Raw genomic sequence first — 12964 nt, 5'->3', positions numbered from 1 at the left:
GCGCGGTAGGGATCTTGGGGGTACCGTCTGCTCGATCGCGGCTCGCCGGGGAAGCCGTGGACGAGGAGGTACGCGCTATGAGACAGCTCCGCGCAGGTGTGCTCGCGGCAGCCCTGGTTGCTGCCGCGATCGTCCTGCCCGCGCCTCTTCGGCCAGCTCACGCCGCGGCTTCCCTGGTGTCGGATCCGGCGGCGCTGGTCAATCCGATGGTCGGGACCCGGGCCGCGCCGGGGCAGGAGGGCAACGCGGGCAATACGTCGCCGGGGCCGAGCATGCCATTCGGGATGCTGCAGTGGGCGCCGGACACGGCGCCGAGAGTGCCTGGTGGCGGCTACGACCACGCCGCAACCGCCATCTCTGGCTTCGGCGTGAACAGGATGAGCGGGGCAGGGTGTTTCGCCTACGGCAACCTTCCGTTCCTGCCCGTCACCGGTTCGCTTCCGAGCGACAAGGACAACGCCACGGTCGGCTTCTCGCACACTGGCGAGTCAGCATCGGTGGGCTACTACTCGGTGAACCTGGCCAACAGCGTGCGCGCCGAGCTGACCACGTCCGTCCGATCGGCACTGGGCCGATTCACCTTCCCATCCGGCCCGGCAGCCTCCTTGTTGGTGAAGGCGAGTGCGGGTGCCGGCGCGTCGAACGCGACCGCGACGGTCGTGAGCTCGACGGAGATCACCGGTTCAGTGACCGACGGGAGGTTCTGTACCAAGGACAACGACTACACGATGTACTTCGCCGTCAGCTTCGACCGCGCGTTCACGAGCAGTCAGAAGTGGGCGCCCCGACCCTTCGTCACCGGCGACGGCGGCATCGCCCTGACGTTCCCGACCGGCTCCGTCGTGCAGGCGAAGGTCGGCATCTCCTTCATCAGTGTCGCCAACGCACGGGCAAACCGCGACACCCTGACCAGCTGGGACGTCGCCACGGTCCGCACGGCGGCGCGGACCGCCTGGAACCAGCTGCTGGGCCGGGTGAAGATCGGTGGCGGCACCGCCGACGAGCAGAAGATTTTCTACACCGCGATGTACCACTCGCTACTGCACCCCAACGTGTTCAGCGACGCGAACCGGCAGTACCGGGGCTTCGACGGGCAGGTCCGCACCCTGCCGACCGGGCAGGACGACCAGTACGCCAACTTCTCGGGGTGGGACGTCTACCGGTCCCAGATTCAGCTCATGACGATGCTCGCGCCCGACCGTGCCAGCGACCTGGTCCGATCAATGCTCAACGACTACGAGCAGAGTGGACGGCTGCCGAAGTGGTCGGTCGCCAACGACGAGTCGTACATGATGGTGGGCGACCCCGCGGTTCCGACCATCGCCTCGGCGTTCGCCTTCGGGGCACGCGACTTCGACACCGGCAAAGCACTCGCTGCGATGGTCGCGCAGTCCGCGCGGCCCGGCAACGCTCGTCCGGGCACCGTCTATCTCGACAACCTCGGCTACCTGCCCGACGACGGCGGATACGGCTGCTGCAACCACAACGGGACTACCGCCACATCGCTGGAGTACCACAGCGCTGACTTCGCACTCGCCTCGTTCGCGCGTCAGCTCGGTGACACCGCGACACACGCCCGGTTCGCGTCACGGGCGCAAGGCTGGCAACACCTTCTGAACCCCGCGAGCGGGTTCATCCAGCCTCGCCGACAGTCGGGTGAGTGGCGTCCCGGGTTCGACCCCACCGACAACTCCTACGACGACTGGGCCGAGGGCAACTCCTGGCGGTACACCCTCATGGTTCCGTTCAATGTGCACGGCCTCGCCGCCGCCAAGGGCGGTGACGCGGCGATGAACCAGTACCTCGACACTCACTTCGTCACCCTGAATGACGCCCTCGGCTCCGAGGCCTGGATGGGCAACGAGGCGAGCTTCGGCGCTCCGTGGCTGTACGCGTACACCGGCCAGCCCCACAAGACGCAGCAGGTGGTACGTCGGGTGCAGACCGAGCTCTTCCGCAACACCCCCGACGGCCTACCCGGCAACGACGATCTCGGTTCGATGTCATCGTGGTACGTCTGGGCGGCACTGGGTATGTACCCGGCAGTGCCGGGCACCGCTGACCTCGTCCTGGGCAGCCCGCTGTTTCCGCAGACCGTTGTGACGCTGCCCAACGGCGCGACCCTCACGATCAACGCGCCCGCCGCGCAGGCGTCGGTGCCGTTCATCCAATCGATGCAGTACAACGGCTCAAGCTGGGACAAGGCCTACCTGCCGCCGACGGCTTTGACCGCAGGGGGGACGATCGACCTGGTCCTGGCCACCACGCCGAACATGGCCTGGGCGGCAGGAGCAGATGGGGCTCCGCCCTCCTACGGCACGAACGCCGTGGCCGCGGCGGACAACGCCGGCAGCAGCACCGACAGCTCGCTTGGCCAGAGCAACTACGACCAGTGGACGTCAAGCTATTCGGCTGAGGCGCTCGCCGCCGCCGGCATCGTTCCGGGAAGCCGGCTGACCGCAAACGGCATCACCTACACCTGGCCCAACGCTCGACCCGGCCAGTCGGACAACGTGATCGCCCAAGGCCAACGCCTGACCGTGCACAGCCCGCCCGGGGCCACCACGATCGGGGTGCTCGGCAGCGCCGAGGGCCACGTCGACGGCGCCGCCGGCACCGCAACGATTCACTTCGCCGACGGATCGACCCAACAGGTAACCCTCGCCTTCAGCGACTGGACCCTGGCCGGCGGCCAAGGCAGCATCCGGCCCGACAACACCGTCGTCGCGACGATGCCATACCGCAACCAGGCCCTCGCCGGCGGCAAGGAAAACATCACCACGTATCTCTACTCGGCGTCCTTCACCGTCGATCCGGCAAAGGCCGTGGTCGGGATGACCCTGCCGACGAGTGTCTCGGGGGGCCGGCTACACGTGTTCGACATCGGCTTCGGGGGCCACCGTGACAACGCGGGCATCAGTGACGACGCCTACCCCGGCGGCGCCGATGTCGACGGCGCCAGCTACAGCTACTCCCGTCAGGCCCTCGCAGCCGCCGGGCTGCGCGCCGGCTCCACCGTCACCCACAACGGCGTGACCTACACCTGGCCGAACCTCGCTGCCGGCGACCGCGACAACTACCGCGCGGACGGCCAACAGATCAACGTGACGCCAGTGGCCGGGGCAACCAAGATCGGACTCCTTGGGGCCTCCACCGGGTGGATGGACGGAGCAGCTGGCCTCGCCGAAATCAACTACACCGACGGCACCACACAACAAGTCACGCTCGGCTTCAGCGACTGGACCCTTGTCGGAGGCAGCGGCTCTGTCGGTCACGGCAACACGGTCGCCGCCCAGATCCCCTACCGCAACAGCGCCCGACACGGCCGGCAGTCGATCACGACGTACGTCTTCGCCAGCACCTTCCCCCTCATGGCCGGCAAGACGGTGAAATCGGTGACGCTGCCCAGCAACACCCTGGGGCAGCAGCACGTCTTCGCAATCGGCACCGGATGAGAGGCCTTCACCCGGTGGAGACATCACTCCCGGCGGCGTGATCCAAGGCGGCGCCGACTAGGGTGAACAGCTGCATGTTGTGCCGCTCCACCGCCCGGTCCAGCCGCACGGACTGCAAACAGCGATGCCTGGCTGGGGTGTAGGCGTCAGCGATGGGATGCCCGCTCATCGCCCGTGGCAAGATCTGCTGCGTGCAGATCGGGATGCTCGGGTCGTTCGAGGTTCGCACGGACGACGGGGCCTTCGCCGACGTGCCGGGCGCGCGGCTGCGCGGGCTGTTGATCGCTCTCGCGCTGGAACCTGGTCGGGTGGTGCCGAAGGCGACGCTGGTCGACTGGATCTGGGGTGAACATCCGCCCGCCGACGCGACGAACGCCCTGCACCGCCTGGTGTCCCGGCTGCGTAAGGCGCTGCCGGATGGGTCGGTCGAGGGGCAGCCGGACGGCTACCGGTTGACGGTGGAACCCGACGCCGTCGACGCCGTGCGGTTCGAACGCCTCGTCGCCGCCGGCCACGTCCGCGATGACGACCACCCACGGCGGGTACGACTGCTGCGCGAGGCCCTCGCCCTGTGGCGCGGTGCGGCCATGCAGGACGTCGGTCTGCAGGGCAGTGCCGCGTTCGACGCGGCGGTCACCCGGCTCGAGGGGCTGCGCCTGAGGGCCTTGGAGGATCGGTTCGACGCGGAGGTCGACCTCGGCCACGGTGCGGAGCTGGTCACCGAACTGACCGACCTGGTGGCCGCGCATCCGGTGCGGGAACGGCTCGTCGCCGCGCTGATGCGTGCCCTCGTGGCGGCCGGTCGCGGCAGCGAGGCGCTGCTCGTGTACCAGCGCACACGAGAAGTCCTGGCCGACGCGCTGGGCGTCGACCCCGCACCGGAGCTGTCCGCGTTGCACGTCGCGCTGCTGCGGGGCGAGTTGGGACGGCGGGAGGAGAGCCGGAAGACCAACCTGCGTGCCGAGCTGACCAGCTTCGTCGGCAGGGACGCTGATGTCGCCGCGGTCCGCGAACTCGTCGCCGACCATCGGCTCACCACCCTGATCGGGCCGGGCGGATCGGGGAAGACCAGGCTGGCCACGGAAACCGCGCGCACGCTGCTCGGCGACCTGCCGGACGGGGTCTGGTTGGTGGAGCTCGCCGCCATCGGCGCCGACGGTGACGTGGCGCAGTCGACGCTCGCCGGGCTCGGCCTGCGGGATGCGCTGCTCGGCGAGGCACCGAACGTGGAGCCGACGGACCGGCTCATCGCCGCGATCCGCGAGCGCGAGGCGCTGCTGATTCTGGACAACTGCGAGCACGTGATCGGGTCGGCGGCGACGTTCGCCCATCGGGTGCTCGGGGAGTGCCGGCGGCTGCGGATCATGGCGACGAGCCGGGAACCGCTCGGCATCACCGGTGAGGCGCTGTGGCTGGTCGAGCCACTGGCCCTGCCGGAGGGGGACGCCGGCCCCGGCGAGATCGGGTCCGCGCCGGCCGTCCGGTTGCTGCGGGACCGGGCGGGCGCGGTGCGCAGGGATCTGGTGGTCGACGCCCACACGTTGTCGACGATGCTGCGCGTCTGCCGGGCGCTGGACGGGATGCCGCTGGCGATCGAACTGGCCGCGGCCAGGTTGCGCACCATGTCCATCGACCAGCTCGCCCACCGGCTCGACGACCGGTTCCGCCTGCTGACCGGCGGTAGCCGTACCGCGTTGCCACGGCACCGGACGCTGCGCGCGGTGGTCGACTGGAGCTGGGAGTTGCTCACCGACGCCGAACGGAGGGTCCTGCGCCGGCTCTCGGTGTTCTCGGGTGGGGCGAGCCTGGAAGCGGCCGAGCGGGTCTGCGCCGGCGACGCGGTCGAACAGGACCAGGTGCTCGAGCTGCTCACCGCGCTGGCCGAGAAATCGCTGCTGCTCACCGAGGGCGAGGGCGCACCGCGCTACCGGATGCTCGGCACGATCAAGGAGTACGCCCAGCAGCGTCTCGCCGAGGCGGGGGAATCGGACCTGGCGCGCCATGCGCATCTCGCCCACTTCACCCAACTCGCCGAGACCGCGGAGCCGCATCTGCGCCGCGCCGAGCAGCTGGAATGGCTCGCCACGCTCGAGGCCGAGCACGACAACATCGGTTCGGCGATGCGTGGTGCGCTCGCGGCCGGCGAGGCGCACGCGGCGATGCGGCTCGCGGCGGGCGCCGGCTGGTACTGGTGGCTCGGCGGGCACAAGGCCGAAGGCTTCGAGCTGATCATCGCGGCCACCAAGACTCCCGGCGAGGTGACCGATGAGATCCGGGCCACCGTGTATGCGCTCGTTGTGCTGTTCGCGAGCTCCGGGCGGGGCGACGAACACCACGCCGCGGAGTGGATCCACAAGGCATACCGGTTCAGCCAGCGCAGTCGGTCCCGCAACCCGCTGCTGGGGTTGGTCGTCCCGCTGGAACGCATGTTGCAGGCGCCGGACGCGTTCCTGTCCGCATGGGAACCATTGCTGGACGACGAGGACCCCTGGGTACGCGCACTTGCCCGGTTCCACCTCGGCAAGATGCGGATCATGCTCGGCCAGGGCGGGCGGGATGCGGATGGGTATCTCGAGATGGCGCTCGCCGAGTTTCGGGCACTCGGCGAAAGGTATGGGATCTCGATCGCCCTGAGCGAGCTGGCGGAGCGCATCGCCACGCGCGGCGAGTTCGCCGGTGCGTGCGCGCACTACGAACAGGCGATCGCGGTCGTCACCGAGGTCGGTGCCATCGAGGACGTCATCCGCCTGCGGTCGCGACAGGCGCAGCTGTACTGGCTGCTGGGCGATGAGGACGCCAGCGCGGCTGCGATAGCCGAGGCGCAACAGTGCGCGGAACGGGTCACCTGGCCGGATGCCCTGGCCGAGCTGGCCCTGCTGAAGGCGGAACTCGCCCGCTGGCGCGGCAACGCCGAGGAGGCGTACCAGCAACTCGGTGTCGCGACAACCATGCTGGGCAACGACGCGGAGCAGGCAAACGTTCGCGCGGTGACCCACGACCTGCTCGGCTACCTTGCCGACGATCTCAGCGAGGCCCGTACGCACCACGCGGCGGCCTGCCGGGCGGCCTCCGAGGCGGGGCACGCACCCTTGATCGCGCAGGTCCTCGTCGGGGTCGCGGACCTGGCACTGCGTAGCGAAGAGTACGAGCAGGCCACGCGGCTGCTCGCGGCGAGCACCGGCGTGCGCGGACTGCCGCATCGTTCCCACCCGGATGTGGCCCGGATCGAGCAGGCCGCGCGGAGCCGCCTCGGCGACACACGGTTCGCCGAGGCGGCTCGGGAAGGCACGCAGACGAGCTGGTCTCAGTTGGTCACGGTCACGCTCGCCTCCTGAACGTGGCAGGCCCCGTCAGCTTGCTACGCGTTGGATGGTGATGTCGCCGTGCCGCGTGCGGGCGTGGACCGTGACCTTGTCGTCGGACGTGCCAGGGTTTTCCTGCGGCGGTACGGAGTTGCGCACCGACCCGCGCTTGCTGTTGGCGTCCACCGTGACAGCGGTGCCCTCGCTGATGCCGACCTCGATGTTCCCTGAGTGGTTCGACAGCTCTGCCCGACCGCGGGTCAACCGGCCGATCCGAATGGCGCCGTCGCCTGTCCTGGCGGTGACGCTGCCGTCGGCGCGGTCGATGTCGAAACCGCCGCTGCCACTGGTGAGGTCGAGGTCGGCCGATGCGTGGCCGATCCAGATCTGCCCGCCCGAGTTCGAGAGCTTGACGGTGTCCTCGACCTCGCTGATCCGCAGTGTGAACGTGCTGCCGTCGATGGTGGCGCGCGCGGCGATGTGGCCGATCGTGACCTCACCGGCCGCGATGTTCGCCTGCAGCGCGTTGATGCGATCGAGCTGGACCCGACCCGCTGCCATGTGCAGCTCGCACTCTCCCAGTGAGCCGTCGGCGTGCACATCCGAGTGCGCCAGGTACGCGACCAGGCTGGAGCCGGCGGGCAGGTCGATCGTGATGGCGACCGAACCGTTCTTGTCCCCGGAGGCGGTCGTCTTGACCGACAGTTGATCGCCGGTGAAGTCGACCTTGGTCTTGTCGGCCACCTTGACGTCCGACCGGCTCGCCTTGTCGATGGGTTCGACCAGCACCAGGGTGTCGGTCCGGTCGCTCGCGGTGACCCGTACCTGAGCACCGGCGACAACAACGGTGGCGACGATGGGTCCTGGCGTGGTGAATGTAGGCATGATGCCGCTCCTCTTGTCTGGTAAGTGATCTGCTGGTGGGCGGCTCAGCCGCCCAGCCTGTGCGTCGGTCCGTACGCCCGGCGCGCGCTCGTCGCGGCGAGCGCGCGCCGGGTCAGTTCGTCGCTGGCGGCTTCGGGGTCAGCCCGATCCGGGTCCTCGCAGGGCCATCGCCCGCGAGGTCACGCGCGCTTCGCGAAGGTGGAACGCGCCCACAGGTAGCCGACGAGAGCGATGCCGACGCACCAGGCGATGGCGGTGATCGCGTCGCTGGAGGACGGTGCGCCGTTGAGCAACCCGCGCATGGTTTCGATGATCGGCGTGAAGGGCTGGTACTCCGCGAACTGCCGCAGGCCCGGCCCCATCTTCTCCGCCGGCACGATCGCGCTGCTGAAGAACGGCAGCATGACCAGCGGCACGGAGGCCAGACCCGCCGTCTCCGGAGACTTCGCCGCCAGTCCCAGGGCGACCGTGAGCCAGCCGGCCGCGAAACTGAGCAGCACGACGATGCCGACCACGCCGAGCCAGTCGACGGGGCTCGCCGACGGGCTGAATCCCAGCAGGAAGGCCACCCCGATGAGTGCCCCGATGGCGAGCAGATTGGTCAGCAGACTGGCGACGACGTGACCGGCCAACACCGCACCACGGGAGACGTCCATGACCTTGAACCGGTTGATGATGCCCTTCGTCATGTCGGAGTTGACCGACGTCGCGGTGGCTCCCAGCCCGTAACAGACGGCCAACAGCATCAGTCCCGGCGTCGCGTAGTCGATGTAGTCGACACCGACGTTGAAAGCGTCGCCGAACATGTACACGAACATCAGCATGATCACGATCGGCATCAGGATCGCGTTGAACACCGAGGTGGGATTCCGGGCGATGTGCTTGAAGTTGCGACGCAACATGACCATCGAGTGGGACTTGGTGCTCATTTCGCGACCACCTCCGTGGTGTGGGTACGGCCCGTCAGGGCGAGAAAGACGTCATCGAGGTCCGGTGTGTGGACGGAGAGCTCTTCGGCGCTGATCGAGTACTCGTCGAGCCTGTCCAGCAGGGCCCGCAGCGACCTCGTCCCACCGTCGCCGGGAACCCGCAGGGCCAGTGCCTCGTCGTCCCGGGTGGCGTCGGTGAGGACCCGCGCGGCCGCGTCGAGTTCGACGACGTCGGTGAACCGGAGCCGGACATGACTGCCGGGGACCTGGCGTTTGAGGTCGTCGGGAGTGCCCTGGGCAACCAGGCGGCCCTGGTTGAGTACCGCGATCCGGTCGGCGAGCTGATCGGCTTCCTCGAGGTACTGGGTGGTGAGGAAAATGGTGACGCCGTCGGCCACCAGCTCGCGGACGATCTCCCACATCGTGCGGCGGCTGCGCGGATCCAGTCCGGTCGTCGGCTCGTCCAGGAAGATGATCCGTGGCTTGCCGACCAGCGTCATCGCCAGATCCAGCTTCCGGCGCATACCCCCGGAATAGGTCGACACCGGTTTCTGCGCCGACTCCACCAGATCGAACCGCTCCAGCAACTCCGTGACAACCCGCCGGCCCTCGCCGGAGCCCATCCGCTTCAGATCCGCCATCAACTGCAGGTTCTCCTGGCCCGTCAGCAGCTCATCCACTGCCGCGAACTGACCGGTGACCCCGACCACCGCGCGCACCGCCTTGGTCTCGGTCGCGATGTCATGCCCGGCAACCCGTGCCGTCCCGCCGTCGGCCTTCATCAACGTGGTCAGCACGTTCACCGTCGTCGTCTTACCCGCCCCGTTCGGACCGAGCAGGGAGAAGACGGTGCCCGCACGAACATCCAGATCGATGCCATCGAGTACGAGCTTGTCCCCGAAAGCCTTTCGTAGCCCTGAAACCTCAATCGCTGAACTTGTCATGCGACCACGATCGGCGGCCGGCCTGTCACCTGCCTGACACGCCTCTGACACGACCACTGACACCCGCCCACGCCGTGCTCCGCCGGCACTGCCGTGAGAACCGCTGGCGCGGACCGGTGCGGTCAGTGGACCGGACCGAACAGCTGGGTGGCGTATACCAGGGTCCGGAATGCTGCCTGGTGGGGCCGGGTGAGCTGGTCCGGGGGAGGTCCACCCGGGGCGATGGCGGGCCAGTGTTCGCTGAGCCAGTCCTGCTCGACCTGGTGGAGGCGGTCGAACCGCGACCGCAGGGTGGCGACCAGTCGTGGGATCCGCTCGGCGGGCGAGCCGTTCAGGTGACGGGCCAGGTAGGCGATGGTCAGGAGAGCCTGGAACTGCTTGAGACCCGGCGTGATCTCGCGAGGTTGGACTGCCGGTGGCGGTCGGTCGAGTTGCCGTCGCAGCTTCGTGTATACCTCAGACCAGGCGCGGTCATCGCCCACACAAGCCAGCCCGATGATGGCGTAGTCCGCGACCGCAGCGGGAACACCCGTCAAATGCGCGGCCAGCACATCGGATGCCTCAGCGCCCGCACGCTTGGCGAGGGCGAGCAGCGCGGCGCAGCGCAGGTCGACCGAACGCTGCGGTACGGCGAGCAGATTCCGCAGCGCGGGGATGCCTCCGTCGCCTTGAGCGTCACCCAACGCCGCGACCACCATCACCTTGTCGAAGCCGTGCAGCGACCTCAGCATCCCGATCAGCCTCGCCTCGCCCGGCGGGCCCTCCATGACGGCGTCCTTGACCGTTGTCTTCAATGATCGGCTGGCCACCCTCAGCACGATGACCGACTCAGTCGCTGATCGTCCAGCACTCTGCCCGATCGACCGTGTACCCGGCCAAGACGCACGGCCGGCGGCCGGACCGAGATCACCTCGGCCCCGCCGCCGTCAACCGAATGCGTCCGCCAGGGTAGGGGCGCGGTCAGGCGCCGACGTAGGCGGCGAGGTGCTCGCCGGTGAGGGTGGAGCGGGCGGCGACGAGGTCGGCGGGGGTGCCCTCGTAGACGACCCGGCCGCCGTCGTGGCCGGCGCCCGGGCCGAGGTCGATGATCCAGTCGGCGTGCGCCATGACGGCTTGGTGGTGCTCGATGACGATGACCGACTTGCCGGAGTCGACGAGCCGGTCGAGCAGGCCGAGCAGGTGCTCGACGTCGGCGAGGTGCAGGCCGCTGGTCGGCTCGTCCAGGACGTATACGCCGCCCTTCTCGGCCATGCGGGTGGCCAGCTTGAGCCGCTGCCGCTCGCCGCCGGAGAGCGTGGTGAGCGGCTGGCCGAGGCTGAGGTAGCCCAGACCGACGTCGGCGAGCCGCTGCAGGATCGCGTGGGCCGCGGGGATCCGCGCCTCGCCGGCGCCGAAGAACTCCTCGGCCTCGGTCACCGACATCGCGAGCACCTCGCTGATGTCGCGGCCGCCGAGGTGGTATTCCAGCACCGACGCCTGGAACCGCTTCCCCTCGCACTGCTCGCACACGGTGGCGACCCCGGCCATCATCGCCAGGTCGGTGTAGATGACGCCGGCGCCGTTGCAGGTGGGGCAGGCGCCCTCGGAGTTGGGGCTGAACAGCGCCGGCTTCACGCCGTTGGCCTTTGCGAACGCCTTGCGGATCGGCTCGAGCAGTCCGGTGTACGTCGCCGGGTTGCTCCGCCGGGACCCGCGGATCGCGGTCTGGTCGACCGACACCACACCGTCCCGCCCGGACACCGAGCCGTGGATCAGGGAGCTCTTGCCGGAGCCGGCGACGCCGGTCACCACGGTGAGCACCCCGAGCGGGATGTCGACGTCGACGTTCTGGAGGTTGTGGGTGGCGGCGCCGCGGATCTCCAGGGTGCCGGTGGGCATGCGGAGCGTCTCCTTGAGGGCGGCCCGGTCGTCGAAATGGCCGCCCGTGATGGTGTCGCTGGCCCGCAGCCCCTCGACGGTGCCCTCGAAGCAGACGGTGCCGCCCGCAGTACCGGCGCCGGGGCCGAGGTCGACGACGTGGTCGGCGATCGCGATCGTCTCCGGCTTGTGCTCCACGACCAGCACCGTGTTGCCCTTGTCCCGCAGCCGCCGCAGCAGGTCGTTCATCTTCTGGATGTCGTGCGGGTGCAGCCCGACGGTGGGCTCGTCGAAGACGTAGGTGACGTCGGTGAGCGAGGAGCCGAGGTGGCGGATCATCTTGGTGCGCTGCGCCTCGCCGCCCGACAGCGTGCCCGAGGGCCGGTCGAGCGAGAGGTAGCCCAGCCCGATCTCCACGAACGAGTCCAGGAGGTGTCGCAGCCCGGCGAGTAGCGGGGCCACCGACGGCTCGTCGAGTCCGCGGACCCAGTCGGCCAGGTCGCTGATCTGCATCGCGCAGACGTCGGCGATGTTCTTCCCCTTGATCTTTGACGACCGGGCCTCTTTGCTGAGCCGGGTGCCGTCGCACTCGGGGCAGGTCGTGAACGTCACCGCCCGCTCCACGAAGGCGCGGATGTGCGGCTGCAGCGCGTCCACGTCCTTGGACAGGAACGACTTCTGGATCTTCGGGATCAGCCCCTCGTACGTCAGGTTGATCCCTTCGACCTTGATCTTGGTCGGCTCCTTGTAGAGCAGGTCGTGCAGTTCCCGCTTGGTGTACTTGCGGATCGGCTTGTCCGGGTCGAAGAAGCCGCAGCCGCGGAAGATGCGGCCGAACCAGCCGTCCATGCTGTAGCCGGGGATGGTGAGCCCGCCCTCGTTGAGCGACCGGTTGTCGTCGTAGAGCGCGGACAGGTCGAAGTCGGTGACCGAGCCCATGCCCTCGCAGCGCGGGCACATGCCGCCGGTGATGGCGAAGCTGCGCCGCTCCTTGACGGTCTTCCCGCCGCGCTCGAGGGTGACCGCCCCCGCACCGCTGATCGAGGCGACGTTGAAGGAGAACGCCTGGGGCGATCCGATGTGCGGCTGGCCGAGCCGGCTGAAGACGATCCGCAGCATCGCGTTGGCGTCGGTGGCGGTGCCGACCGTGGACCGGACGTTGGCGCCCATCCGCTCCTGGTCGACGATGATCGCGGTCGTCAGCCCGTCGAGGACGTCGACCTCGGGCCGCGCCAGCGTCGGCATGAAGCCCTGCACGAAGGCGCTGTAGGTCTCGTTGATCATCCGCTGCGACTCCGCGGCGATCGTGCCGAACACCAGCGAGCTCTTGCCCGAGCCGGAGACCCCGGTGAACACCGTCAGCCGGCGCTTCGGGATCTCGATGCTGACGTCCTTGAGGTTGTTCTCGCGCGCGCCCTGCACGCGGATCAGATCGTGGCTGTCGGCGACGTGCGGCGCCGGCGACTGCGTGTCCGTCCTCGTGGCCATGCTCATCGTGTCTCCATCTGTGTGGCGGGCCGCTTGGTGGGCTCCCTCGGCGTCGCGCTCGGCGCAGGAACCACGGTAGCCATGCCGCTGCGGCCTGGGGAGCC

General features: G+C 69.0%; 7 protein-coding genes. 2 read left to right on the top strand and 5 right to left on the bottom strand.

Annotated elements, in window-relative coordinates; all coding sequences use genetic code 11:
• Positions 1–77: 77 nt before the first annotated feature.
• On the top strand, positions 78–3455 hold the full coding sequence (locus GA0074696_RS19470; protein WP_088962418.1) for a GH92 family glycosyl hydrolase: 3378 nt from the start codon (positions 78–80) through the stop codon (positions 3453–3455).
• 191 nt (positions 3456–3646) lie between these two features.
• Positions 3647–6790, top strand: coding sequence for a BTAD domain-containing putative transcriptional regulator (locus GA0074696_RS19465; RefSeq protein ID WP_088964680.1), 3144 nt, complete (start codon positions 3647–3649; stop codon positions 6788–6790).
• Between the two features lie 15 nt (positions 6791–6805).
• On the opposite strand, the gene GA0074696_RS19460 is transcribed toward GA0074696_RS19465, so the two are convergent.
• From GA0074696_RS19460 to GA0074696_RS19440, 5 genes are all read right to left on the bottom strand, one after another.
• Positions 6806–7642: a DUF4097 family beta strand repeat-containing protein gene (locus GA0074696_RS19460; protein ID WP_088962417.1), complete on the bottom strand. Its 837-nt coding sequence runs from the start codon at positions 7640–7642 to the stop codon at positions 6806–6808.
• A 179-nt stretch (positions 7643–7821) separates the two neighbouring features.
• Positions 7822–8571 (bottom strand): ABC transporter permease, encoded by a 750-nt coding sequence (locus tag GA0074696_RS19455; protein WP_088962416.1) that lies wholly within the window; start codon positions 8569–8571, stop codon positions 7822–7824.
• A complete protein-coding gene (locus GA0074696_RS19450) occupies positions 8568–9515 on the bottom strand; it encodes an ATP-binding cassette domain-containing protein (protein ID WP_088962415.1) in 948 nt (315 codons plus the stop codon). The genes GA0074696_RS19455 and GA0074696_RS19450 overlap by 4 nt, the downstream gene beginning before the upstream one ends.
• Before the next feature lie 122 nt (positions 9516–9637).
• Positions 9638–10282, bottom strand: coding sequence for a hypothetical protein (locus GA0074696_RS19445; RefSeq protein WP_088962414.1), 645 nt, complete (start codon positions 10280–10282; stop codon positions 9638–9640).
• A gap of 193 nt (positions 10283–10475) precedes the next feature.
• Positions 10476–12866 carry an ATP-binding cassette domain-containing protein gene (locus tag GA0074696_RS19440; RefSeq protein ID WP_088962413.1) on the bottom strand — a complete coding sequence of 797 codons (2391 nt, stop codon included), beginning with the start codon at positions 12864–12866 and terminating at the stop codon, positions 10476–10478.
• Between the last annotated feature and the right edge of the window lie 98 nt (positions 12867–12964).

This window comes from Micromonospora purpureochromogenes, assembly GCF_900091515.1.
Taxonomy (GTDB): Bacteria; Actinomycetota; Actinomycetes; order Mycobacteriales; family Micromonosporaceae; genus Micromonospora; species Micromonospora purpureochromogenes.
Note: the sequence above shows the minus strand (reverse complement) of the source record. Positions and strands in the feature narration are given on the sequence as shown.